This window comes from Herbaspirillum sp. WGmk3, from assembly GCF_023952535.1.
GTDB classification, from domain to species: Bacteria; Pseudomonadota; Gammaproteobacteria; order Burkholderiales; family Burkholderiaceae_D; genus Herbaspirillum; species Herbaspirillum huttiense.
In genome coordinates this window covers 1,358,314-1,381,656 of the sequence record NZ_JAKYWT010000001.1, presented here as the reverse complement: position 1 = coordinate 1,381,656, position 23,343 = coordinate 1,358,314, and the positions used below count along the sequence as shown (strand labels likewise).

Here is a 23,343-nt window from a genome sequence, read left to right as displayed (position 1 = left end):
GGCATGCCGGAAACGACGGTCTTACTTGGGCGCGAACTGCGCCAGGTCAGGCATGGGGCTGCCTACCCATTGCTGGTAGATGCCGGGCAGCTTGCCATTCTTGAGGTTGGCGGTGATCCATTCGTTGAGCCACTTTTCCAGTGCCGGCTCGCCCTTGCGCAGGCCGATGGCATAGGGAATGTCCTTGATGGCGAACTTGGTTTCCAGGTTCTTGGACGGGTTCTGCTTGGCAATGGCCGAGGCCAGCGAATTGGGCGTGCACAGTGCATCGACCTGGCCCGAGATGATGGCCGCGGTCACGGTGGCATCGTCATCGAAACGCACGATGTTGGTTCCCTTGGGGGCCAGCGGGGTCAGCAGCGAATCCTGCATGTTGCCGCGAACCACCGCCACGCGCTTGCCGACCAGATCATTGAGGCCCTTGATGTTCTCGCCCTTGGGCGCGGCCACCACGAACTGCGAGGCACCGTAGGGCTGGGTGAAGGCCACCACCTTCTGGCGTTCCGGCGTGATCGAGAAGGACGAGATCACCATGTCGGCCTTGCCGGTCATCAGGAAGGGAATGCGATTGGGGCCGGTGACCTGCACGATCTCCAGTTCCACACCCATGTCCTTGGCCAGCAGGCGCGCGGTTTCCACATCCGAGCCCTGCGGCTCCAGCTTGGCGTTGGTCATGCCGAACGGCGGCGCGCCGAGGTCGATGGCGATCAGCACCTTCTTGCGCGCCTTGATGTCGGCCAGGGCATCGGCATGTGCGGCCTGGGCAAAACAAGCCAGGCCCAGCACGACGGCGGCGGCCTTCCTGGTGAAGTTGAACAGTTTTTTCATTGATGTCTCCTGGGTGATTGTAGGGATGCTGCTGACAAAAAAATCCATACAAGATGGATATGCGATCTTTTACAGATCGCTTGATACGAACTTCTGCAACTCGGCGGTTTTCGGATTGCTGAAGAGTTCGTCGGGCGGACCGATCTCCCACACCTGGCCCTGGTGCATGAACACCAGTACATCGGCCAGCTTGCGGGCAAAGGCCATCTCGTGCGTGACCAGTACCATGGTCATGCCGCCACGGGCCAGGTCTTCCATGACCTTCAGTACTTCGGCGGTCAGTTCCGGATCCAGCGCCGAGGTCACTTCGTCGAACAGCATCAGTTCCGGCGCCATGGCCAGCGAGCGGGCGATCGCCACGCGCTGCGCCTGGCCGCCCGAGAGCTGCTCGGGGTAGGCTTCCTTCTTGTTCTCCAGGCCCACCAGCTGCAGAACCTTGTGGGCGATCTTCTTCGCTTCCTCGGTGGACATCTTCTTGATGGTGGTCAGCGCCAGCGTGATGTTGCGCTCCACCGTCAGGTGCGGGAACAGGTTGTAGCTCTGGAAGACGATGCCGACCTGCTTGCGCAATTCGCGCAGGTTCAGCTTGTCCGGATGATGGATATCATGTCCGCATACATGGATGTTGCCGCCATCCACTTTCTCCAGACCGTTCAGGCAGCGCAACAGCGTGCTCTTGCCCGAACCGCTCTTGCCGATGATGGCCACCATCTGGCCCTTCTGCACATCCAGCGAAACACCGTTCAATACCTTGTTGCTGCCGAAGCTCTTGTGCAGATCATTGATCTTAACGATGGCTGACATTCAATTTCCTTTCAAAGTGCTTGGACAGCGCCGACAGCGGGAAGCACAGGCAAAAATAGATGAGTGCGACGCAGCCGAACACGGTGAACGGCTGGAAGGTCGAGTTGTTGATGATCTGGCCGGCGCGCGAGAGATCGACGAAGCCGATCACCGAGGCCAGCGAGGTGTTCTTGACGATCTGCACCATGAAGCCCACGGTGGGTGGCGTGGCGATCTTGACCGCCTGCGGCAGGATCACCTTGGTGAGCTGCTCGAAGCGATTGAAGCCCAGGCATTCCGAGGCTTCCCACTGGGTCTTGGGGACCGCCTGGATGCAGCCGCGCCAGATCTCGCCGAGGAAGGCAGCGCAGTAGATCGCAAAGGAAATCCCGGCCGCCACCAGCGGGGTGAGCTTGAAGCCGGCGATGGCGAGCCCGAAGTAGGCCACGAACAGGATCACCAGCAGCGGGATGCCCTGCACCACCTGGATGTAGGTACTGGCGATCCCCCGCAGCAGGGCATTGGGCGAGACCCGCCACAGGGCGATCACGAAGCCGGCCACGCCGCCGAAGACGAAGGCCACCAGCGACAGCACCACGGTCCAGACGGCCGCTTGCAGCAGGTATTCCACGTGCAGGAAACTGAATGCGTTCATCGCGCCTCCTTACAGGTTGGTGCCAAGCTTGCGCTTGCGCACGAAGGCCATCTGGCTGATTGCCCAGAATGCGCCACGGAACAGGAAGGACAGGGCGAGATACGCCACCGCGATGACCGCATACACCTCGAAGCTGCGGAAGGTTTCCGACTGCACCAGGTTGGCGGTGGCGGTCAGCTCTTCTGCCGAGATCTGCGAGGTGATGCTGGAGGCCAGCATCAGCAGGATGAACTGGCTGGTCAGCGAGGGATAGACGCGCTCCACCGCCGGCAGCAGCACCACGTGCCAGTACACGTGAAAGCGCGACATGCCCAGGCATTCAGCCGCCTCGATCTGGCCCGGATGAATGGAGTTGATGCCGGCGCGCATGATCTCGGTGGTGTAGGCGCCGACGTTGACGGTGAGCGCAATGACGGCAGCGGTCTCGGCGGTGAGCTTCCAGCCGATGCTGGCCAGGCCGAAGAACACCAGGAACACCTGCACCAGCAGCGGCGTATTGCGGATGATCTCGACATACGCCTGTACCAGGCCGCGCACCAGCGCCAGCCGGCTCTTGCCGGCAATCGCACCGAGCGTGCCGACCACGAAGCCCAGTGCGATGGACAGGGCCGAGAGCTGTATCGTCAGCCAGGCACCCATCAAGAGGCGATCCCAGTTGGCGAACACGCTCATGAAATCGAAGGTGTAATTCATCGACGCTCCGTCCGTGCAGCGTCAGGGAAAGGGGGATACAGCAGCATGAGGGTGGTCTCCTTTTTGATTTTCCTGGGGGCGGCCTCTTGTTGGGTGACCTTGAGGTCGGGGCCTTGGCATGATTGCCGGTACTGCTGCGCCTTGCGGCGCGCCTGGGTCCGGGCGGCGCGGCTACAGCTGCCTGACGCCACCCGGTCGCAAGTTCGATTGCACGTGCTGGATGCCATTGACCAGCGGTGCGCCGAAATCGGGAATGCTGATCTCGATGCTGTCACCATCCTCGGTGCGCACGCTGTAGGCGAACGACAGGTTGGCCGCGCCCATGAAGTGCGCATGCACGTCGCCCGCATGCAGCAGGTGCGCGTACTTGAAGGTGTGGTATTCGAGGTTCTCGATGGAGTGGCACATGTTGTCCGGGCCGGTCAGGAATTCCTGTTCCCAGATCACGCGGCCACGGCGACGGATGCGCGTCATGCCGACCAGGTGCGCCGGGGGCAGGCCCACCAGCAGCTCCGGACCGAAAGCGCAGTGGCGCAGCTTGGAGTGGCCTTGATACAGGTAATTGCGGCGCTCCATCACGTGATCCGAAAACTCGTTGCCGATGGCAAAGCCGAGGCGGCGCGGACAGCCTGCGTCATCGATCAGGTAGAGCCCGACGATCTCCGGTTCTTCGCCGCCATCGAGGGCAAAGTCGGGACGCGGCAAGGGCTGGCCGGGCGCGACGATGCAATGGCCATCGCCCTTGTAGAACCATTCGGGCTGCACGCCCACGGTGCCCGGCGCGGGGCGGCCGCCGGCGATGCCCCATTCGATCATCAGTTGCGTATCGGTCTTGTCGAGCTCATCGCCTTCGATGCGGCGATGCATCTTGTCGCGCGTGGTGGCGCTGCCCAGGTGCGTGGTACCGGCACCGGAGACGCGGCAGTGGGCCGGGTCGGGATGGTCCAGCGGGGCCAGGATGCGTCCCTCGGCCAGGATCGCGGCATAGTCTTCGGAGCGGTCGGTATTGAGCAACTGGGCCAGGCGTTCCAGCCCGGTATGGCGTTCGATGGCCAGCAAGCCGAGTTCGCGCATGGTGTCGACCTCGCCCAGCACCTGGATGCTGGCGCCATTGACGATGCCGACGCGGCGTTGGCCATGCAGATCGCGATATTGAATCAGCCTCACCAGGTCTCCTTTGCCGTCGTCATCCATATGGCCGCCGGTCAGGGGCGGTCAGGGTCCAGGGGAGCGATGTGCAGAACAGGGGCTGCGATTCGCACGCGGCAGGAAACTGCCGCCAGGCGAAGCCACCTGTGGATCAATCTGCCCGTCGTCTCCTGAGCTTTTTTCACGCATCGCCGTGGGCAGGGGGCAGATGCGCTAGCATTGTGTTTTTTCCGGGACGACTATAAGAGGCTGAACCAAGGATGTCTAATGAGCTTAATTCATCGGGTGATAACCGACTCGGCGAGGAGGGCGCGGCAGGCGATGCACTGCCTTCGGTCGGTTCCATCGTCAGCCGCCTGCGCTTTCGCCAGGTCGCGCTGCTGACGGCGCTCGACGAGCAGGGCTCCCTGCACAAGGCCGCCGAGGTGATGCACATGACCCAGCCGGCCGCCACCAAGGCCTTGCATGAAATGGAAGATGCCCTGGGCGTGACGCTGTTCGACCGCTCCCCGCGCGGCATCGAGGCCACCGAACTGGGCCGTTGCGTGATCCGCTATGCGCGCCTGATCCAGAGCGATGTCGCCAACCTGCGCGAAGAATTGCAGAACATGATCAGCGGCCGCGGCGGCCGCTTGTCCATCGGCACCATCATGGGGGCGGCTCCCTTCGTCACGCGCGCGCTGTCGCGCCTGCGCGAGATCCAGCCTGACGTCTCCATCGAGATCAGCGAAGACACCAGTGCCCGTCAGCTGCTGCTGCTGGACCAGGGCCGCATCGACCTGATGATCGGCCGTTCCTCGGTCAGCTCGCAGCCCAACCTCTACCATTACGAAATGCTGCGCGGCGAGCCCATGTGCATCGTCAGCGGCATCGACCATCCGCTGGCCACGGCGCAGAAGGTACGCCTGCAGGAGCTGGCCGATGCCTCGTGGATTCTCTATTCGAGCAACATGCCCATGCGCATCTGGATCGAGCACGAGTTCAAGCTGGAAGGCGTGAAGGTGCCGGGCAACGTCATCGAGACCGCCTCCCCCTTCGTCACCATCACCCTGCTGGCGCAATCGAACATGGTGGCGGTGATGCCGCTGGACATCGCGCATTTCTTTGCCGCGCGCCAGATGCTGGGGATCCTGCCGGTGAACCTCAAGACCCGCATCGAGCATTACGGCATCGTCACGCGCAAGAACAGTACCTTGTCGTCGCTGGCCAAGATGTTCATCCAGATCCTGCGGCAGCAAAATTGAGCCAACCGCCGCGTTGCGTTCCTGACGTTTTTTTTACAGGCTAGGGTTTTTCCGGATGCCGTCAGGCGTGATTTTCCTGTTAGTGTTCGTCTGCGGTCGGGGTGGCCGCAGACTTTCCCTCAGAATCCGCTTTCTCCGGTTGGCCTTCATGAATTTGCGTCTTCCGCGTGTGCGCACGCGACTTGCTGCTCTCGGTCCTGTTTCCCTTCCTGCCTCTGCCGCACGTGCCGTGCTGGCCGCGCTCTGCGTGACTGGCGCCCTGCTGCTGGCAGGCTGCGCCGCACAGAAGCCCGCACCGCTCGACGAGGCCGCCCGGCAAGCCAAACAGGCCAAGCTGGACCAGGCCCTGGCACTGTTCTCGGCCAACCCGCCTGAAGGCTTGCCTACCGGTTGGGAGCCGCTGGTCTTCACCCGCAAGAAGATTCCTACCGAATACCGTCTGGTGCAGGACAATGGCCGCAGCGTGCTGCACGCCTTTGCCGACCGCGCCTCATCCGGCTTGCGCCATCCGGTCGACATCGACATCAACAAGAAGCCCTGGCTGACCTGGAGCTGGAAAGCCGCCGGCCTGATTCCCACGGCCGATCTCACCCACCGGGAAACCGATGATTCGCCGGTGCGCATCGTGCTGGCCTTCGATGGCGACCACGACAAGCTCTCGCTGATGGATACCATCCTCTTCGATACGGCCAAGCTGCTGACCGGGCATGAGCTGCCCTATGCCACGCTGATGTATGTGTGGGATCCCAAGGCGCCGGCCGGCACGGTGATCGCCAACGGCCGCACCGGCCGCATCCAGATGCTGGTGGTGGAAAGCGGTGCGGAGCGTGTGGGGCAGTGGCGAAATTACCAGCGCAACGTCGCCGAGGATTACGAGCGTGCCTTCGGAGAAAAGCCCGGCCGCCTGATCGGCGTGGGCGTGCTCACCGATACCGACAACACCGTGCAGAAGATGGAAGCCTGGTATGGCGACATCCGCCTGATGCGCGATGCGCAGGCGGTGCCGACTCCCTGAGGATTGACGTGCCGCGGGCTCAGACCCCACGCCACCAGGCGGCAACGTGGCCCCAGAAACCCTTGGGGCCGGTCTCGAAGAGCCAGGGCTTTTCGCGCTTGAGCTTGTCCATCATGTCCTGCTCGGCCTTCTCCGAGACATTTCCATAGGCGCGCCCGAGTTTCAGCAGGGTGCGCAGGGCTCCCAGCTTTTCCCGCGCCACCATGCCCGAGGCATGTTCGATGGCGATATGCGTCTCGCGCAATTCCTGCACCATGGCATGGGCCAGTTGCGAGGCCGGTGTCTTCAGGCGTTCCTGCACCACCGCGATATTGGTGGCGGACGCCTTGATCTGCGAGGCCAGCACGTCGATCTGCGTTTCATCGCCCTTGGCCTGCTTGATGATGGCGCCGGCCCAGGCGCGCGAGGCATTGACCAGTTCCTCGGTGCCCCAGTCGTGGCGCACCGCAATCCAGAACCCGTAATTGGCCGCCTGTTCGATCAGGATCTGCACCACGTCCGGGAATTCCTTGTCCATCGCCCGGCGCGCCCACGCATACTGGCCCGAGAGCATCAGGTGCTGCACCGCCTCTTCGGTGAGGAAGTTGGTGTTCTCGGAGAGCTTGGCCAGCAGGTAGCTGTCGAAGGAAGGTTTGACGAAACCCGAATCGATCTTGGTCGAGAGCCGCACGAAGTTGTGATAATCCCGCTCCAGCGAGTCGTAGATATCGTCCTTGAGGATGAGTTTGATCTGTTTCATGCGGCTTCCCCTCGGACCGTGTCCGATGTTGTTGTTGCGCCGGCAAGGCCATGCGGCGTGCCGGACTGGTTGTGATGACGCGGTGTCAATGCTGATGCTGCCAGGAAACTTGTTATCGGCAGCTGTCGTGCCAAACTTTACGCCGCCCCTGCGGCGCGGACCTCAATAACTGCGCAAGCCATAGCGCTGCCGGGTTTCCCCGTCCGGCAACAATTGGTCGCGGTACAGCGCCCAGGCGGGATCGGCCAGGATGGCGGTGCTGGTCTTGCAGCCCTGGCAGAGCTGGGCATGCACGCCGGCCACCACCGCTTCCAGTCCATTGGGATCGGTCACGTAGAACCAGGATTGCTGCTGGCCCTGGCTGAACGCGGTGCCGGCATAGATGCTGCGGGTCTTCTTGCCGATGGCGGTGGCCATCTGGTCGGACAGGGCTTCCAGCCGGTCCTGCTCGGCCAGCGCCGGCAAGCCATCGGGCGTTCCCGGCGCATAACTCACCCGCGTAACCACCACATACGGAAACCCGGACAGCGGGAAGCTGCGCCGCAAGCCCATGTCCAGCTTGACCACCGTGAGGCGATCGCCGCGCTGGGCCTGGTAGTTCCACCACTCGGGCTCAGGATCCTGCGCCAGCCCGTGGCGCGCCAGCAGGAGCAGCAGGGTCAGGAGCAGGGCGCGCTTCATGGTTGGCTCGCCGTATCAGCTGGCCAGCAGGGCCAGCAGCGCCAGCAGGGCGGGCAGACCCTGGATGTAGAGGATGGAGCGCTTGGCGGTGAGTCCACCGTAAATACCGGCCACCAGCACGCAGCTCACGAAGAAGATTTGCACCGCATGGTCGCCCGTGGCCAGGCTCCAGAACAGGCCGGCGGCGAGGAAACCGTTGTAGAGACCTTGGTTGGCGGCCAGCACGCGGGTGGCTTCGGCGGCTTCGCGCGACTGGCGGAAGGTCTTCAGACCCAGCGGCTTGGTCCACAGGAACATTTCCAGGATCAGGATCCAGACATGTTCAAGGGCGACCAGCAGGACCAGGATGGTGGCGAGCGTGTGCAAGGTTTCTCCCTGTTGTCGTTATACGTTCTTGCCGCGCCTTCGCAGCGCGTTGCAGAGTGCGCCGGGCGGCGGGCTTTGGCGATCATGCCTGAAATGCGCCCGTGCGCCAATGCCCTGCACGCCGCTGCGGCGCTTACTTCGTCTGCAGGAATTTCTCGGCCAGCCGCACCCAGTAAGTGGCACCGATGGGCAGCAGGTCGTCGTTGAAATCGTAGCTGGGGTTGTGCAGGTTGCACGGACCCAGGCCATGGCCCTGGTCGCGGTGGCCGCCATCGCCATTGCCGAGGAACACGTAGCAGCCCGGCTTGTGCTGCAGCATGAAGGCGAAGTCTTCCGCGCCCATGGTCGGTTCGGTCTTGGCATCCACATGGTCGGCACCGAACTGTTCGGTCAGCACTTCGACGGCGAAGGCAGTTTCCTCGGGATGGTTGATGAGCGGCGGATAGTTGCGGTTGAAGCGGAACTCGACCGTGGCATCGAAGGCGGCGGCGGTGTGCTCGGCGATCTCCTGCATGCGGCGCTCGATGAGGTCCAGCACCGGCAGGCTGAAGGTGCGCACGGTGCCGACCATCATGGCTTCGTCGGGGATGACGTTGGTGGCGCTGCCGGTGTGGATCTGGGTGATCGACACCACCGCCGGATCATTCGGATTGACGTTGCGCGCCACGATGCTCTGCCAGGCCTGGGCAATGTGGACCGCCGTCATGACCGGGTCGATGGCCTTGTGCGGCTGCGCCGCGTGCGAACCCTTGCCCTTGACGGTGACGTGGAACTCGTTGCTGGAGGCCATCTGCGGACCCGGCGTCACGCCGAAGTGACCGGCCGGGATGCCGGGCCAGTTGTGCATGCCGAAGACGGCATCCATCGGGTACTTGTCGAACAGGCCATCCTGGATCATGCGCTCGGCGCCACGGCCGCCTTCTTCTGCGGGCTGGAAGATGACATACACGGTGCCATCGAAGTCGCCATGCTGCGCCAGGTAACGGGCCGCGCCCAGCAGCATGGCGGTGTGGCCGTCATGGCCGCAGGCGTGCATCTTGCCGGGATGACGCGAGGCATGGTCGAAGGTATTGATTTCGGACATGGGCAGCGCATCCATGTCGGCGCGCAGGCCGATGGCACGCGGGCTGTCGCCCTTCTTGATGATGCCGACCACACCCGTCACCCCCAGGCCGCGCACGACCGGAATCCCCCACTCGGTCAGCTTTTGCGCCACCACGTCGGCGGTGCGCACTTCTTCGTAACACAGCTCGGGATGGGCGTGGATGTCGCGGCGGATTTTCTGCAGTTCGGCGTGGAACTGCACGATGGGGTCGATGAGTTTCATGGGAGTGGGGTGCGCTGGCGTTGGTAACAAGTGTGCCTATCTTACCGCGCCTTGGCGGCGCTGGAGCGCCTGTGCAATTTCGTTCAATACAGCGGCCGCGAGCCTGCCTAGCATGCGCATTTTTAACAGGGGCGCCGGGCAGGCGTCGACACACATGATGCTTTCTTCCGAATTCTTCCTGCTGGCGGGTGCGCACTTGCTGGCACTGGCCAGTCCCGGTCCGGATTTCCTGTTGCTGCTGCGGGGCAGCCTGCGCCATGGGCGCGCTTATGGGCTGGCTGCAGCCTTGGGGATTGCGCTGGCCAACGGGCTTTACATCGCGCTGGCCATCGGCGGCTTCAGCCTCCTGCAGCGCGCACCACTGCTGCTGGCGGCCATGCAGTGGCTGGCGGCGCTCTACCTGGCCTGGCTGGGATGGGTCTTCTGGCGCGCCGGACGGCACCCGGCGGTGTTGCCCGCTGCGGCCGTTTCGCCTGCCAGGGTCGCGCCATGGGCCGCACTGGGAACAGGTTTTCTTTCGGCCGCACTCAATCCCAAGAATGGCGTGTTTTACTTTGGCCTGTTTACCGTCATCGTGTCGGCGCAGACCGGCGCGTCGACCAAGCTCTTCTATGGCGTCTGGATGTTTGGGGCCGTGCTGGCTTGGGATGCGGGGCTGGTGTATTTCATCGCGCAGCAGCGTGTGATGCGGGCGCTCACGCGCGTGCTGCCGCTCATCGAGCGGGGTGCGGGCCTGCTGTTGATGTTCGCTGCAGCCGCACTGGTGGCCAGCCGCAGCTAGGCCCGCCGATATTGCAGCGGTGTGGCCGCCACCCGCGATTTGAAGGCGCGATGGAAGTGGCTCTGGTCGGCGAAGCCGGTATCGAGCGCGGCATGGACGGTGCTGGCGCCCTGCTGCAGCAGGGTGCGCGCCTGGCGGATCTTCATGTCCAGCTGCAGGGCATGCGGAGTCAGGCCGAAGCGGCGGCGGAACTGGCGGATCAACTGGTAGCGGCTGGTGCCGGCGAGTTCCGCCAGGGTCGCCAGCGAGACGCGGTCGCGGCAATGTGCCAGCAGGAAATCATGGGCACGCTGCAGGCCGTCTTCTTCGGGCGCATTGCTGGCCTGCGCGGGCGGGCAGGCATCGGCGCACGCGCGCATCACGTGCTGCAGGCAACGTATTACCTCGCTCTCCAGATCCAGATGGCCGGTCTCCAGTGCGTGGGTCATGCGGTCCAGCCATTGCAGTGCCTCGGGCGAGCGCACCACCTGCGACGGCATGCCTGCGAGCAACCCGCATGTGGCCGGGGTTTGTGCCAGCAGGGTGGCCAGCCAGTTGCTGTCCAGATGGAACATGCGATAGCTCCAGCGCTGCAGGTCCGCCGGATTGCAGCTGTGCACATCTCCGGCCCGCACGAGGATCACGTCGCCAGGGAAAATGGGCTCGCTGCGATCGGCCAGCGTAAAGACGCTGTGGCCGCCATCGACGACGCCGATGGAAAAACTGTCATGCGTATGCGGCGCATAGCAGGACAGGCTGCCGGTGGCGCGACGGCCTTCGAAGAAGGGCAAGGCGGGAGGACGCCAGAAGTACGGTGAAGGAGACATGGCGGCACTACGGAAGAGTCGTGACGCGCCATTTTAAGATAAAGTAGCTGCCTGCCTCGCGTGCGCCGAGGGCTTCCCTGTTTTCTTTCCCCGCTTTCTTCTCTGCCATGACCACCACCATCGTCCGTGCCGCCTGTCCCCATGATTGCCCTGATACCTGCGCCCTGCTGGTGACCGTCAAGGACGGCGTCGCCACGGAAGTGCGCGGCGATCCGGAGCACTCGCCCACGGCCGGCGTGCTCTGCACCAAGGTCTCGCGCTATGCCGAGCGCACCTATCACCAGGACCGCCTGCTGCACCCCATGCGCCGCGTGGGCAAGAAGGGCGAGGGCAAGTTCGAGCGCATCAGCTGGGACGAGGCCATCGCTACCATCGCAGAGCGCCTGGGCCGGATTGCCCTGCGCGACCCCCAAGCCATCCTGCCCTACAGCTACGCCGGGACCATGGGCCAGGTGCAGGGCGAATCGATGGCCGGCCGTTTCTTCAATCGCCTGGGCGCATCGCAGCTGGACCGCACCATCTGTGCCTCCGCCGGTGGCGCAGGCTATCGCTACACCATCGGTGCGCGCATCGGTACCGACCTGGAGCAGGTCGATCACGCCAAGCTCATCATCATCTGGGGCGGCAATCCGATTGCTTCCAACCTGCATTTCTGGACTCGCGTGCAAGCGGCCAAGCGCAACGGAGCACGCCTGATCGCCATCGATCCGTATCGCTCGCTGACCGCCGAGAAATGCCACCAGCACATCGCGCTCTTGCCCGGGACCGATGCGGCCCTGGCGCTGGGCCTGATGCACGTGCTGATCGCAGAAGACTTGCTGGACCACGATTACATCGCACGCTACACGCTCGGCTTCGAGCAACTCAAGGAGCGCGCGGCCGAATGGACGCCGGCCCGTACCGCTGAAGTGTGCGGCATCAGTGCGGAGGAAGTGCAGAACCTGGCGCGCGAATATGCCCGAGTGGCGCTGGCTGGTGAGGGTGCCTTCATCCGCGCCAACTACGGCCTGCAGCGCGTGCGCGGCGGCGGCATGGCCGCGCGCAACGTGGCTTGCCTGCCAGCGTTGGTCGGCGCTTGGCGTCATGCTTCCGGGGGCATCCAGCTGTCGGTATCGGACAGCTTCCCCAAGGACACGGCCGCCTTGAGCCGTCCCGACCTGGCCGCGCGTCACGGCAAGCCCAGCCGCATCATCAACATGAGCACCATCGGCGATGACCTGTTGAAGCCGGCCTCGCCCGACTTTGGTCCCCAGGTGGAAGCAGTGATCGTCTACAACTCCAACCCGGTGGCGGTGGCCCCGGAGTCGGGCAAGGTAGCGCAGGGCTTTGCGCGCGAGGATTTGTTCACGGTGGTGCTGGAACATTTCCAGACCGATACCGCCGACTACGCCGATATCCTGCTGCCTGCGACGACCCAGCTGGAGCACATCGACGTACATGCGTCGTATGGCCACGTCTACATGATGGCCAACAATGCCGCCATTGCGCCGCTGGGCGAGGCCAAGCCCAATACCGAGATCTTCCGCCTGCTGGCGGCCGCGATGGGCTTTGAAGAAGACTGCTTCAAGGACAGCGACGATCAATTGGCCGCCGTGGCCTTCAAGCGCGATGATCCGCGCAGCGCTGGCTACAACTGGGAACAGTTGAAGGAGAAGGGATGGCAGCGCCTGTCGGTGCCGGTGGCCCCCTTCGCCGATGGCGGGTTTGCCACGCCCTCGGGCAAGTGCGAGTTCTATTCCGAACAGATGAAGGCCGCGGGTCTCGATCCCTTGCCGGCCTATATCGCGCCCTATGAATCTGTGGCCAGCAATCCGCAGCTGGGCGCGAAATACCCGCTGGCGATGATCTCGCCGCCGGCACGCAATTTCCTCAATTCTTCCTTCGTCAATGTACAGAGCCTGCGTGATACGGAGGGCGAACCGCACCTCGACATGCATCCGCAGGACGCCGCTGCACGCGGCATTGCGCAGGGAGATACGGTGCGCATCTTCAATGATCGCGGCAGCATGCAGGCACGCGTGCGCGTGACCGACAAGGCGCGCGTGGGGCTGGTGGTGGGCCTGTCGATCTGGTGGAAGAAATTTGCCGCCGATGGCAAGAACGCCAACGAAGTCACCAGCCAGCGCCTGACCGACATGGGCAATGCGCCCACCTTCTATGACGTGCTGGTGCAGGTGGAAAAACTGCAGCAGCCGGTCGTGGCCGCCTGAGTTTTTTTATGCTGCGGCGTGGCTTGCGTCGTTCTGTGCGCTGGGGGCTGACCTTGGCGGTGCTGGCGTCGCTGTGCGGGCTGTCGGCTTGTTCTACGGTCTCGTATTACGCCCAGGCCGCGCACGGCCAGTTCTCGCTGCTGGCGCAGGCAAAACCGCTGGAGGAGTGGCTCGATGACCCGGCCACCTCGCCCGCGCTCAAGGCCAAGCTGCAGACGGTGCGCGAGATCCGCCGCTATGCCGTCACCGAACTCGACCTGCCCGACAACGGCAGCTATCGCAGTTACGCGCAACTGGACCGGCCTTTCGTGCTGTGGAATGTGGTGGCCGCGCCTGAGCTGTCGTTGAAGCCCCGGCAGTGGTGTTTCCCCATTGCCGGCTGCGTGGACTATCGCGGCTACTATCACCTCAGTGATGCGCAGGCCTATGCCGACACGCTCAAGGCCGAAGGTTATGACGTGCAGGTCGCCGGTGTACCGGCGTATTCCACGCTGGGCTGGTTCAATGATCCGGTGATCTCCACCTTCATCCAGTATCCCGATGGCGAACTGGCACGGCTGATCTTCCATGAGCTGGCGCACCAGACCGTGTATGCGCCCGGTGATACGTCCTTCAATGAAGGGTTTGCGGTGGCGGTGGAAGAGCTGGGTGTGGAACGCTGGCTGGCGGCGCGCCACGATCCGGCGATGGTCCAGGCCTACCAGCGTTTTGCCGCCCGCAAGCGCGAGTTCCTGGCCTTGCTGGACAAGTACCGTGCCCAATTGAAGGAGAACTACGACAGCGATGCCAGCGATGCCGACAAGCGCCAGCGCAAGGCGGCCATCTTCGATGCCCTGCGCGCTGAATATGCGCAGATCAAGGTCACCCGCTGGAATGGCTATGCCGGGTATGACCGCTGGTTCGCGATGCCGCTGTCCAATGCGCATCTCGCACTGGTGGGGGCGTATCACGACCTGGTCCCTGCCTTCCGTCAGTTGTTTGCCCGCAGCAGCGGCTTCCCCGATTTTTATGACAAGGTGCGCGCACTGGCACGCATGGACAAGGCCGCACGCCATGCTGCGCTGGGAGACGCGCCCTTGACCACGGGCAAGGCGGAGGCGGAAATGTTTCCCACCTGCACCACGGAACGGCCCAAGAGCAAGGACCCGGCGTATCATGCCGGATGAATTTGCATGCAATACCGGTTTGCCGGGCCGTGCAATACGCGCAGACTGACCGCGATATCGCAGCCGTTGCCAACCTTTTTGCAAAAAATCTCAAATTTGGGGCGCAAAAAGCTTGCCCCGCAGTCGAATGCTGGATAGCATCTGCGATAAATAAAAAAACACTCGTGCTTTTTTTTGCTGTGCGCGCCAACGCGGTGGCCTTGTATCACCGCCCAGCCCCAGCGCACGTTATGACCGGAGACAGAGGACACACTATGGAAAGATTCTGGCTTGCATCGTATCCCGCAGGCGTTCCCGCTGACATCGACCCCAACCGTTACGGTTCGCTGGTGCAGATGATCGAAGAGGCTTTCGCCAAGCATGCCGATCGCAACGCTTATGTCTGCATGGGCAAGTATCTCCGTTATGGCGAGCTCGATGCCATGTCGCGCGCCATGGGGGCCTGGCTGCAAGGCCTGGGCCTGCAGAAGGGCGCCCGCGTGGCGATCATGATGCCCAACGTGCTGCAATACCCGATCGCCATCGCCGCCATCCTGCGTGCGGGCTACACGGTGGTCAACGTCAATCCGCTCTACACGGCCCGCGAGCTGGAACACCAGTTGAAGGATTCCGGCGCCGAAGCCATCTTCGTGCTGGAGAACTTTGCCTGCACGCTGCAGAAGGTGGTGGCGCATACCCAGGTCAAGCACATCGTGGTGGCCAGCATGGGCGAGCTGCTTGGCACCCTCAAGGGCGCCATCGTCAACCTGGTGGTGCGGCACGTCAAGAAGATGGTGCCGTCCTGGTCGCTGCCCAATGCGATCTCCTTCAGCCGCGCGCTGTCGCAGGGCGAGGGCAAGACGTTGCAGAAGGTATCGCTGACGCCCGATGACGTCGCCTTCCTGCAATACACCGGCGGTACCACGGGTGTGGCCAAGGGGGCGGTGCTGACCCATCGCAACCTGATCGCCAACGTGCTGCAGGCCGAAGAATGGCTGACCCCGGCGCTGAAGTCAGGCAAGCCCATCGACCAACTGGTGTTCGTCTGCGCGCTGCCGCTGTATCACATCTTTGCGCTCACCGTCTGCAACCTGCTGGGCACGCGTGAAGGCGCGCTGAACCTGCTGATCCCGAACCCGCGCGACATTCCCGGTTTCGTCAAGGAGCTGGCCAAGTACAAGGTCAACACCTTCCCCGCGGTCAACACGCTCTACAACGCGCTGCTCAACAATGCCGATTTTGCCAAGCTGGATTTCTCCGGCTATCGCTGCTGTGTGGGCGGCGGCATGGCGGTGCAGAAGAGCGTGGCCGACAAGTGGAAGAAGCTGACCGGCTGTCCCATCATCGAAGGTTACGGTTTGTCCGAAACTTCGCCGATTGCCAGCGCGAACCCCTGCACCATCGATGAATACACCGGCACCATCGGCCTGCCGCTGCCATCCACCGAAATCGCCATCCTCGATGATGACGGCCAGCCAGTACCGCTGGGCCAGCCGGGCGAGATTGCGATTCGCGGTCCGCAGGTGATGCCGGGCTACTGGCAGCGGCCGGATGAGACGGCCAAGGTCATGACGCCGGATGGTTTCTTCAAGACTGGTGACATCGGTGTGATGGATGCGCAGGGCTACACCAAGATCGTGGACCGCAAGAAGGACATGATCCTGGTCTCTGGCTTCAACGTTTATCCGAATGAAATCGAAGGCGTGGTGGCGCAGCATCCTGCGGTGCTGGAGTGTGCCTGTGTGGGCGTGCCCGATGAACACACCGGCGAAGCGGTCAAGCTCTTCGTGGTTCGCAAGGACAAGTCGCTGACCAGTGAGCAGCTGATGGCTTACTGCAAGGAGCAGTTCACCGGCTACAAGAAGCCCAAGTACATCGAGTTCCGCGATGAGCTGCCCAAGACCAATGTGGGCAAGATCCTGCGCCGCGAGTTGCGGGATGATCCTGCGAAGGCGCCGCAGAAACAGGCGGCGTGAGGCGAGCGCTGCCTTAATCTCATCTCTTCGCGTTTGTCATTCGATTTGCCAGATGAAGGCCTGGATCCGGTATTGAACCGGACCCAGGCCTTTTCAGTTTGGAGCCCGCAGGATGAAACTCCTTGGACTGAACCGCTCCCCTGAACCCATCAGCAAAAAGCCGCTGCCCTAGCCCCTCCGGCAGCGGCTTTCCCCCTGTATGCAGCTTCAATCAGGTACCGGCGTCACAACCGGCTTGCCAGAAAAATGCGCCTGCAAATTGGTGAACGCCAGTTCCGCCATGGCCGTCCTGGTGACCAGCGTGCCGCTGGCCATGTGCGGCGTCAGCACCACGTTCTCCAGCGCGGCGAGTTCAGCCGGAATGTTCGGCTCATTCTCGAACACGTCCAGCCCCGCACCGGCGATCTTGCCGGCCTGCAGCGCCGCGATGAGCGCCTTTTCATCCACCACCGAACCACGCGCCACATTGATGAGGAAGCCCTTGGGTCCCAGTGCCTCCAGCACCTCGGCATTGACCAGCGCCCGCGTCCCCGCGCCACCCGGCGTGATCATCACCAGGAAATCGACCTCGCGCGCCAGCGAGACGATGTCTTCCACATAGGTGTAAGGCACATCCTTGCGCGAACGGTTGTGATACGCAATCTGCATGTCGAACGCCGCCGCCCGCTGCGCAATGGCTTGCCCGATGCGGCCCAGGCCGACGATGCCCAGGCGCGCGCCGCTGACCTTGGTGGTGAAGGGGAAGGGGCCCTTCTTCCATTCGCCGCTACGAGCAAAGCGGTCGGCCCGCACCACGTTGCGCGCCACGGCCAGCATCAGGGCAATGGCCATGTCGGCCACATCCTCGGTGAGCACGTCGGGCGTGTGGGTCACATGGATGCCGCGCTCGCGGGCAGCCGGCACATCCACCCCGTCATAGCCGACCCCGAACACCGAGACAATCTCCAGCGCCGGAAAGCGCGCCATGAACTCGCGGCCGACCTTGGCTTCGCCATTGGCGGCAATGCCGCGCACCTGCGGCGCGATGGCAGCGAGCGCTTCATCGGTGAGTGGATCGAGGATGAGGTTGTGGCAGGTGAAGTTCTGCTGCAGCAAGTCCAGCAGGTGTTGCGGCAGACGGGCGACGATGAGGACGACAGGGCGGCTGGAGGAGGTCATGGGCAGTATGAAGAAGAGGAAGAGGAAGACAGTGAGGGAGGCATAACGATACGTCTGCGCCGCACGCTGCGGGCTGAAAAATTTTCAAGCCCGCAGGAGGGGAAGGGCGGCGCTCAGATCGCCGGGCTGGCCCCCGCTTCGCGCACCGGATCCAGTGGCGGCAGCGGACGCGGCTTGCGGTTTTCATCGGTGGCCACGTAGGTGAGGGTGGCTTCGGTCACCTTGACGATTTCGGTCTGCAGGCGATTGCGCTCCGCATACACTTCAACGTTGACGGTGATGGAGGTATTGCCGACCTTGACGATATCGGCATAGAAGGACAGCAGGTCCCCCACGAACACCGGATTCTTGAACAGGAAGGAATTGACCGCAATGGTCGCCACCCGCCCGTTGGCGCGGCGCGTGGCCGGCAGCGAGCCGGCGATGTCGACCTGGGCCATGATCCAGCCACCGAAGACGTCGCCATAGACATTGGCATCCGACGGCATGGGCATGACGCGCAGCTGCGGTGCCTTGCCCGGCGGAAGTTGGGAAACGGTGGATGACATGGAAGGCTCCTTTGCAGGTGATGTCCGGCGGCGCGCCGGGATGGCTCTTATAATTCGGTTTTGCGGCTGTGCGCCCGCAGGCGCGGCAACGGCCTAGTGTATCGGATGTTGCCCTCCTGCTGTGTTGCCGTGCCCGACCCCTTTCAACCCGACCCGCCCATGCGCCGCTACCCCAATTCCGCCTCCTCATCGCAAGCCCCCATCAAACGCCAGCGTGGCGACTGGGAAGTCGTCCGCACGCTGCTGCCCTACCTGTGGACCTACAAGTGGCGCGTGATGCTGGCGCTGGCCTTCCTGGTCGGGGCCAAGCTGGCCAACGTAGGCGTGCCGCTGGTGTTGAAGAGACTGGTCGATGCCATGACCATCACGCCGACCCATCCGCAAGCCCTGCTGGTGCTGCCTCTCGGCCTGCTGGTGGCCTACGGCGCGCTGCGGCTGGCCACGGCGCTCTTCACCGAATTGCGCGAACTCATGTTTGCCCGCGTCACGCAGCGCGCCGTGCGCACCATCGCGCTGCAGGTCTTCCGCCACCTGCATGCGCTGTCGCTGCGCTTCCACCTGAACCGCCAGACCGGCGGCATGACGCGCGATATCGAACGCGGCACGCGCGGGGTCTCCACGCTGGTGTCCTATACGCTCTTCTCGATCCTGCCGACCATCATCGAGATCGTGCTGGTGCTGGCCTACCTGAGCACGCATTACGACATCTGGTTCTCGCTCATCACGGCCGGTGCGCTGGTGCTCTACATCCTCTTCACCATCACCGTGACCGAGTGGCGCACGCATTTCCGCCGCACCATGAACGAGCTGGATTCGCATGCCAATACGCGCGCCATCGATTCGCTGCTCAACTACGAGACGGTGAAGTATTTCGGCAACGAGGAATTCGAAGCGCGCCGCTATGACGAAGGCCTGCAGCGCTATGAACGCGCGGCCGTCAAATCGCAGAGTTCGCTGTCGCTGCTCAACACCGGGCAGTCGGCCATCATCGCCATCGCCGTCACGCTCATCCTGTGGCGCGCCATCGCTGGCGTCATCGATGGCAGCATGACGCTGGGCGACATGGTGCTGGTCAATGCCTTCATGATCCAGCTCTACATTCCGCTCAACTTTTTGGGCGTGCTCTATCGCGAGATCAAGCAGAGCCTGGCTGACATGGAACGGCTGTTCTCGCTGCTGGAAGAAAACCGCGAAGTGGCCGACCGGCCCGGTGCCCAGCCCTTGAAGACGCAGGGCGCGGAGCTGCATTTCGAGCATGTCGACTTCAGCTACGAGCGGAATCGCCAGATTCTCTTCGATGTTGATTTCAAGGTGCAGGCCGGCACCACCACGGCCGTGGTCGGTCACAGCGGCTCGGGCAAGTCGACCCTCTCGCGCCTGCTGTATCGCTTCTACGATGTCGACCAGGGCGCCATCCGCATCGATGGCCAGGACCTGCGCAACGTCACGCAAGCCTCGCTGCGCCAGGCCATCGGCATCGTGCCGCAGGACACGGTGCTCTTCAACGACACCATCGAATACAACATCGCCTACGGCAAGCCGGGGGCCACGCGCGAGCAGATCGTGGCGGCGGCCAAGGCGGCCTACATCCACGACTTCATCGAATCGCTCCCCGATGGCTACGCCAGCATGGTCGGCGAGCGCGGACTGAAATTGTCGGGCGGAGAAAAGCAGCGTGTGGCGATCGCCCGCACCCTGCTCAAGGATCCGGCCATCCTCATCTTCGACGAAGCCACCTCGGCCCTCGATTCACGCGCCGAGCAGGCCATCCAGCAGCAGCTGGAAGAGATCGCGCGCGAGCGCACCACGCTGGTCATTGCGCATCGTCTGTCCACCATCGTCAATGCGCAGCAGATCCTGGTGATGGACCACGGCCGCATCGTCGAACGCGGCACCCACGCCGGGCTGCTGATGGCCGATGGCCTGTATGCGCAGATGTGGCTGCGCCAGCAGGCCGGCGCGGAAGAGGAGGGCGGTTCCGTGGTGCCGCAGCCGGAGGACGTGGCAGCGGTGGCCGAGCCCGGTGCCGAACCGACGGTGCTGATGCCGGCCGAGCGTCGCTGATGCCCTCGCCCGCGCGCGCAGCTTGCGCCGGCGCGGGCACAGCGGCACAATTCGCGCATTCGACCTAGAACGGGAAGTGGGCGGGCAATGGAAAGCAAATGGCTTGAGGATTTCGTCTCCCTGGCGGAAACGCGCAGTTTCAGTCGCTCGGCGGAGCTGCGGCATGTGACGCAACCGGCCTTCTCGCGGCGCATCCAGTCGCTGGAAGCCTGGCTGGGCACCGACCTGATCGACCGCACCTCCTATCCCACGCGTCTGACGGCCGCCGGTGAAGTCTTCTACGAACAGGCCGTGGCCATGCTGGGCCAGATCAACAACACGCGCGCGCTGCTGCGTGGCAAGCGGCCCACGGCACAGACCACCATCGACTTCGCCGTCCCCCATACGCTGTCGCTGACCTACATGCCCAAGTGGCTCAGCGCCCTGGAGTCTGGCTTCGGCTCCATCAACACGCGCCTGATCGCGCTCAATGTCCACGATGCCGTGATGACCATCGTCGAAGGCGGCTGCGATTTGCTGCTGTGCTATCACCATCCGCGCCAGCCGGTGCAGCTCGATGCCAGCCGCTACGACATGCTGACCATGGGTACCGAAACCTTGCGCCCGTATTCGCGCTGCGACCGCAACGGCAAGCCCGATTACGTCTTCCCCGGCAGCGCCAAGGCTCCCGTGCCTTTCCTCTCTTACACCAGCAATGCCTACCTGGGCCGCATGGTGGAGCTGATGATGGCCGATACCAAGCGCCCGCTGCACCTGATGAAGCACTACGAGACCGACATGTCGGAAAGCCTCAAGATGATGGCGCTGGAGGGCCATGGGGTGGCCTTCCTGCCGGAATCCTCGGTGCTGCGCGAAGTGCGCAACCGCCAGCTGGCGCGCACCGACGGGCCCACCGGGGAGTGGGAAGTGGAGATGGAAATCCGCCTCTATCGCGAGCGTCCGACTGCGCAGCGTACCGGCAAGGCCCTGGTGGCGCGGCTGTGGGAATACCTGGTGGAGCTGGATGCGCAGCGGCAGGAAAAGGCCGAGCGCGGCGAGCGTGGGGAGCGTCCCAAGGGGGCTGGCGGAAAAAGTCCGCGCACGGCTGAAAAACGCGATTCCTGATCAAAAATTAACAGGTGAAAATGGCGCAATCCCTTATCCATCAAGGGATTTCAAAGGTTATGCAAGCGCTGCATAATTGCATGCTCACAAAGCATTAGCGTTGTTTTGAGCGGCTGGCTACGATGGCGGCGCTGAATCGGACAGGCACGAATTTCCAGCAGGCGCACCCCGCGCCGCGCTGGCGGGCGCGCCTCCGTCGCCGCCTTCTTGCGCGCCTTGTGGTGCGGCTTGCAGGCCGCTGCCGACGGAGTAACATGCCTGGCGGACTTTCGGAATTTGCAGGCCTTTTGTCTTTGAACAGCACGGCTATCCAAAGGAGCGATTGCATCATGTCGAACGTACCTAATCACGAAGTGCCTTCCTATCTCGTCCCGCACGGCATCGGTCCGTGGGGCGTCTATCTCGAACAGATCGACCGCGTCACGCCCCACCTGGGCTCGCTGGCCCGCTGGGTGGAAACCCTGAAGCGTCCCAAGCGCATCCTGGTGGTCGACGTGCCCATCGAGCGCGACGACGGCACCATTGCCCACTTCGAGGGCTATCGCGTGCAGCACAACACCTCGCGCGGTCCCGGCAAGGGCGGCGTGCGTTTCCACCAGGATGTGACGCTGTCCGAAGTGATGGCCCTGTCGGCCTGGATGACCATCAAGAATGCCGCCGTGAACGTGCCCTATGGCGGTGCCAAGGGTGGTATCCGTGTCGATCCCAAGACCCTCTCCCGTGGCGAACTGCAGCGCATGACGCGCCGCTACACCAGCGAGATCGGCATCATCATCGGCCCCAACAAGGACATCCCGGCGCCGGACGTGAACACCGATTCGCAGATCATGGCCTGGATGATGGATACCTACTCCATGAACCAGGGCAGCACGTCCTCGGGCGTGGTGACCGGCAAGCCCATCTCCCTGGGCGGCAGCCTGGGCCGCCATGAAGCCACCGGCCGTGGCGTCTTCGTGGTCGGTTGCGAAGCCGCTGCCAAGCGCGGCATGGACATCAAGGATGCCAAGGTCGCGGTGCAAGGTTTCGGCAACGTCGGCGGCATCGCTGCGCGCCTGTTCGCTGAAGCCGGTTCCAAAGTGGTGGCGGTGCAGGATCACGTGACCACCGTCTTCAATGCCGGTGGCCTGGACGTGCCGGCACTGCAGGCTTACGTGGCCAAGAATGGCAGCGTCAAGGGCTTCGAAGGTGCGGATGAAATCACCGATCGCGCCCAATTCTGGTCGGTCGACTGCGACATTCTGGTGCCTGCCGCACTGGAACAGCAGATCACCGAAGCCAACGCCAATCACATCAAGGCCAAGATCATCCTGGAAGGCGCCAACGGCCCGACCACCCCGGCCGCCGATGACATCCTGCGCGACAAGGGCGTGCTGATCGTGCCGGACGTGATCGCCAACGCCGGTGGCGTGACGGTGAGCTACTTCGAATGGGTGCAGGACTTCTCCAGCTTCTTCTGGACCGAAGATGAAATCAACCTGCGCCTGACCCGCATCATGCGCGAAGCCTTCGCCGCCGTATGGCAGCTGGCCGACGAGAAGAACGTGTCGCTGCGTACCGCGGCCTTCATCGTGGCGTGTACCCGTGTGCTGCAGGCGCGTGAAATGCGCGGCCTGTATCCGTGATGCAGTGATGCTGTAAAAAAAACGGTCCGGCGAGCACCGGACCACCACGGCCAAAGACGGCGGCGCACTGCGCCACAGACCGTCGGCCGCATGATTCCAGAGCACTCTGGTTCGGAGGAGACGTGGTTGCTGTGCGCATGCGCACCGCAGGCCAACCAGCCTTGCGGCGCAAGATCTTCAGTGACGGACCCGGCATCAACATGCCGGGCGCTGCCGCATGTGCGGATGATCCGGCACGGGCTGCTGCGGCCTGTCATGCCGATGTCGTGCACGTTATCGGACGGTGTGGTTTTGACCTGTCTCTTCACGTTTGTCGCACTCGCATTCGCCGCACTGACGCTGGCTTCCATTCTTCCCTGCACGTTTCTGCATATCGCCCCGCAAGCGGCGTCCCCACTGGCTCTGCGCTGGTGCCTCCGGCTTCTGTCCATTCCCCGATCACCGCTGTC

General features: G+C 63.4%; 21 protein-coding genes. 9 read left to right on the top strand and 12 right to left on the bottom strand.

Features of this window, described 5'->3' with window-relative positions:
* Nucleotides 1-21: 21 nt before the first annotated feature.
* From MKD49_RS06015 to araD1, 5 genes are all read right to left on the bottom strand, one after another.
* Complete coding sequence (locus MKD49_RS06015; RefSeq protein ID WP_039786863.1) at nucleotides 22-828, bottom strand: transporter substrate-binding domain-containing protein; 807 nt, start codon at nucleotides 826-828, stop codon at nucleotides 22-24.
* Nucleotides 829-897: 69 nt separating this feature from the next.
* Nucleotides 898-1,632: an amino acid ABC transporter ATP-binding protein gene (locus MKD49_RS06010; protein WP_034333235.1), complete on the bottom strand. Its 735-nt coding sequence runs from the start codon at nucleotides 1,630-1,632 to the stop codon at nucleotides 898-900.
* Nucleotides 1,616-2,266 carry an amino acid ABC transporter permease gene (locus tag MKD49_RS06005; RefSeq protein WP_121043912.1) on the bottom strand — a complete coding sequence of 217 codons (651 nt, stop codon included), beginning with the start codon at nucleotides 2,264-2,266 and terminating at the stop codon, nucleotides 1,616-1,618. The genes MKD49_RS06010 and MKD49_RS06005 overlap by 17 nt, the downstream gene beginning before the upstream one ends.
* A 9-nt stretch (nucleotides 2,267-2,275) precedes the next feature.
* Nucleotides 2,276-2,959, bottom strand: coding sequence for an amino acid ABC transporter permease (locus MKD49_RS06000; RefSeq protein ID WP_121043909.1), 684 nt, complete (start codon nucleotides 2,957-2,959; stop codon nucleotides 2,276-2,278).
* Nucleotides 2,960-3,130: 171 nt separating this feature from the next.
* A complete protein-coding gene (gene araD1, locus MKD49_RS05995; RefSeq protein WP_039787376.1) occupies nucleotides 3,131-4,126 on the bottom strand; it encodes an AraD1 family protein in 996 nt (331 codons plus the stop codon).
* 242 nt (nucleotides 4,127-4,368) lie between these two features.
* Here araD1 and MKD49_RS05990 point away from each other — a divergent pair, with 242 nt between their 5' ends.
* Both MKD49_RS05990 and MKD49_RS05985 read left to right on the top strand, forming a co-directional pair.
* Nucleotides 4,369-5,352, top strand: a complete 984-nt coding sequence (locus MKD49_RS05990; RefSeq protein WP_034333243.1) for a LysR family transcriptional regulator — start codon at nucleotides 4,369-4,371, stop codon at nucleotides 5,350-5,352.
* Between the two features lie 148 nt (nucleotides 5,353-5,500).
* On the top strand, nucleotides 5,501-6,367 hold the full coding sequence (locus MKD49_RS05985; protein ID WP_256497536.1) for a DUF3047 domain-containing protein: 867 nt from the start codon (nucleotides 5,501-5,503) through the stop codon (nucleotides 6,365-6,367).
* 19 nt (nucleotides 6,368-6,386) lie between these two features.
* On the opposite strand, the gene MKD49_RS05980 is transcribed toward MKD49_RS05985, so the two are convergent.
* The 4 genes from MKD49_RS05980 to MKD49_RS05965 all read right to left on the bottom strand — a co-directional run bounded on the left by MKD49_RS05980 (nucleotide 6,387) and on the right by MKD49_RS05965 (nucleotide 9,480).
* A complete protein-coding gene (locus tag MKD49_RS05980) occupies nucleotides 6,387-7,106 on the bottom strand; it encodes a DUF4088 domain-containing protein (RefSeq protein WP_121043903.1) in 720 nt (239 codons plus the stop codon).
* A gap of 162 nt (nucleotides 7,107-7,268) precedes the next feature.
* Nucleotides 7,269-7,787 carry a DUF695 domain-containing protein gene (locus MKD49_RS05975; RefSeq protein ID WP_121043900.1) on the bottom strand — a complete coding sequence of 173 codons (519 nt, stop codon included), beginning with the start codon at nucleotides 7,785-7,787 and terminating at the stop codon, nucleotides 7,269-7,271.
* Between the two features lie 15 nt (nucleotides 7,788-7,802).
* Nucleotides 7,803-8,153, bottom strand: coding sequence for a DUF1304 domain-containing protein (locus tag MKD49_RS05970; protein ID WP_034333253.1), 351 nt, complete (start codon nucleotides 8,151-8,153; stop codon nucleotides 7,803-7,805).
* A gap of 133 nt (nucleotides 8,154-8,286) precedes the next feature.
* Nucleotides 8,287-9,480, bottom strand: a complete 1,194-nt coding sequence (locus MKD49_RS05965; RefSeq protein ID WP_252695746.1) for a M20 aminoacylase family protein — start codon at nucleotides 9,478-9,480, stop codon at nucleotides 8,287-8,289.
* Between the two features lie 157 nt (nucleotides 9,481-9,637).
* Here MKD49_RS05965 and MKD49_RS05960 point away from each other — a divergent pair, with 157 nt between their 5' ends.
* The gene (locus tag MKD49_RS05960) at nucleotides 9,638-10,261 is read left to right on the top strand and encodes a LysE family translocator (RefSeq protein WP_371925443.1); all 624 of its coding nucleotides are present in this window, start codon (nucleotides 9,638-9,640) and stop codon (nucleotides 10,259-10,261) included.
* Here MKD49_RS05960 and MKD49_RS05955 read toward each other — a convergent pair.
* The gene (locus tag MKD49_RS05955; protein ID WP_252695744.1) at nucleotides 10,258-11,067 is read right to left on the bottom strand and encodes an AraC family transcriptional regulator; all 810 of its coding nucleotides are present in this window, start codon (nucleotides 11,065-11,067) and stop codon (nucleotides 10,258-10,260) included. The genes MKD49_RS05960 and MKD49_RS05955 overlap by 4 nt on opposite strands.
* 107 nt (nucleotides 11,068-11,174) lie before the next feature.
* Between MKD49_RS05955 and MKD49_RS05950 the strand changes: the two genes are divergently transcribed.
* The 3 genes from MKD49_RS05950 (at nucleotide 11,175) to MKD49_RS05940 (ending at nucleotide 16,398) form a co-directional block, all read left to right on the top strand.
* On the top strand, nucleotides 11,175-13,277 hold the full coding sequence (locus tag MKD49_RS05950) for a molybdopterin-dependent oxidoreductase (protein ID WP_252695743.1): 2,103 nt from the start codon (nucleotides 11,175-11,177) through the stop codon (nucleotides 13,275-13,277).
* Between the two features lie 8 nt (nucleotides 13,278-13,285).
* On the top strand, nucleotides 13,286-14,443 hold the full coding sequence (locus MKD49_RS05945; RefSeq protein WP_252695742.1) for an aminopeptidase: 1,158 nt from the start codon (nucleotides 13,286-13,288) through the stop codon (nucleotides 14,441-14,443).
* 254 nt (nucleotides 14,444-14,697) lie between these two features.
* The gene (locus MKD49_RS05940; protein WP_252695741.1) at nucleotides 14,698-16,398 is read left to right on the top strand and encodes a long-chain fatty acid--CoA ligase; all 1,701 of its coding nucleotides are present in this window, start codon (nucleotides 14,698-14,700) and stop codon (nucleotides 16,396-16,398) included.
* 207 nt (nucleotides 16,399-16,605) lie between these two features.
* Here MKD49_RS05940 and MKD49_RS05935 read toward each other — a convergent pair whose 3' ends face one another.
* Together MKD49_RS05935 and MKD49_RS05930 are read right to left on the bottom strand one after the other, a co-directional pair.
* The gene (locus tag MKD49_RS05935; RefSeq protein WP_145604489.1) at nucleotides 16,606-17,556 is read right to left on the bottom strand and encodes a 2-hydroxyacid dehydrogenase; all 951 of its coding nucleotides are present in this window, start codon (nucleotides 17,554-17,556) and stop codon (nucleotides 16,606-16,608) included.
* A 113-nt stretch (nucleotides 17,557-17,669) separates the two neighbouring features.
* Nucleotides 17,670-18,104: an acyl-CoA thioesterase gene (locus MKD49_RS05930; protein ID WP_008331921.1), complete on the bottom strand. Its 435-nt coding sequence runs from the start codon at nucleotides 18,102-18,104 to the stop codon at nucleotides 17,670-17,672.
* Between the two features lie 159 nt (nucleotides 18,105-18,263).
* On the opposite strand from MKD49_RS05930, the gene MKD49_RS05925 reads away from it, so the two are divergent.
* The 3 genes from MKD49_RS05925 to MKD49_RS05915 all read left to right on the top strand — a co-directional run bounded on the left by MKD49_RS05925 (nucleotide 18,264) and on the right by MKD49_RS05915 (nucleotide 22,894).
* A complete protein-coding gene (locus MKD49_RS05925) occupies nucleotides 18,264-20,168 on the top strand; it encodes an ABC transporter ATP-binding protein/permease (protein ID WP_252695740.1) in 1,905 nt (634 codons plus the stop codon).
* A gap of 87 nt (nucleotides 20,169-20,255) precedes the next feature.
* The gene (locus MKD49_RS05920; protein WP_204725993.1) at nucleotides 20,256-21,272 is read left to right on the top strand and encodes a LysR family transcriptional regulator; all 1,017 of its coding nucleotides are present in this window, start codon (nucleotides 20,256-20,258) and stop codon (nucleotides 21,270-21,272) included.
* Nucleotides 21,273-21,601: 329 nt separating this feature from the next.
* Nucleotides 21,602-22,894, top strand: coding sequence for a Glu/Leu/Phe/Val dehydrogenase (locus MKD49_RS05915; RefSeq protein WP_252695739.1), 1,293 nt, complete (start codon nucleotides 21,602-21,604; stop codon nucleotides 22,892-22,894).
* Nucleotides 22,895-23,343: the final 449 nt, after the last annotated feature.

Bases quoted from the DNA above. Each gene is read 5' to 3' on its own strand.
- MKD49_RS06015 (WP_039786863.1), bottom strand. From the start codon at position 828: ATGAAAAAACTGTTCAACTTCACCAGGAAGGCCGCCGCCGTCGTGCTG.
- MKD49_RS06010 (WP_034333235.1), bottom strand. From the start codon at position 1,632: ATGTCAGCCATCGTTAAGATCAATGATCTGCACAAGAGCTTCGGCAGC.
- MKD49_RS06005 (WP_121043912.1), bottom strand. From the start codon at position 2,266: ATGAACGCATTCAGTTTCCTGCACGTGGAATACCTGCTGCAAGCGGCC.
- MKD49_RS06000 (WP_121043909.1), bottom strand. From the start codon at position 2,959: ATGAATTACACCTTCGATTTCATGAGCGTGTTCGCCAACTGGGATCGC.
- MKD49_RS05990 (WP_034333243.1), top strand. From the start codon at position 4,369: ATGTCTAATGAGCTTAATTCATCGGGTGATAACCGACTCGGCGAGGAG.
- MKD49_RS05985 (WP_256497536.1), top strand. From the start codon at position 5,501: ATGAATTTGCGTCTTCCGCGTGTGCGCACGCGACTTGCTGCTCTCGGT.
- MKD49_RS05980 (WP_121043903.1), bottom strand. From the start codon at position 7,106: ATGAAACAGATCAAACTCATCCTCAAGGACGATATCTACGACTCGCTG.
- MKD49_RS05975 (WP_121043900.1), bottom strand. From the start codon at position 7,787: ATGAAGCGCGCCCTGCTCCTGACCCTGCTGCTCCTGCTGGCGCGCCAC.
- MKD49_RS05965 (WP_252695746.1), bottom strand. From the start codon at position 9,480: ATGAAACTCATCGACCCCATCGTGCAGTTCCACGCCGAACTGCAGAAA.
- MKD49_RS05960 (WP_371925443.1), top strand. From the start codon at position 9,638: ATGCTTTCTTCCGAATTCTTCCTGCTGGCGGGTGCGCACTTGCTGGCA.
- MKD49_RS05955 (WP_252695744.1), bottom strand. From the start codon at position 11,067: ATGTCTCCTTCACCGTACTTCTGGCGTCCTCCCGCCTTGCCCTTCTTC.
- MKD49_RS05950 (WP_252695743.1), top strand. From the start codon at position 11,175: ATGACCACCACCATCGTCCGTGCCGCCTGTCCCCATGATTGCCCTGAT.
- MKD49_RS05945 (WP_252695742.1), top strand. From the start codon at position 13,286: ATGCTGCGGCGTGGCTTGCGTCGTTCTGTGCGCTGGGGGCTGACCTTG.
- MKD49_RS05940 (WP_252695741.1), top strand. From the start codon at position 14,698: ATGGAAAGATTCTGGCTTGCATCGTATCCCGCAGGCGTTCCCGCTGAC.
- MKD49_RS05935 (WP_145604489.1), bottom strand. From the start codon at position 17,556: ATGACCTCCTCCAGCCGCCCTGTCGTCCTCATCGTCGCCCGTCTGCCG.
- MKD49_RS05930 (WP_008331921.1), bottom strand. From the start codon at position 18,104: ATGTCATCCACCGTTTCCCAACTTCCGCCGGGCAAGGCACCGCAGCTG.
- MKD49_RS05925 (WP_252695740.1), top strand. From the start codon at position 18,264: ATGCGCCGCTACCCCAATTCCGCCTCCTCATCGCAAGCCCCCATCAAA.
- MKD49_RS05920 (WP_204725993.1), top strand. From the start codon at position 20,256: ATGGAAAGCAAATGGCTTGAGGATTTCGTCTCCCTGGCGGAAACGCGC.
- MKD49_RS05915 (WP_252695739.1), top strand. From the start codon at position 21,602: ATGTCGAACGTACCTAATCACGAAGTGCCTTCCTATCTCGTCCCGCAC.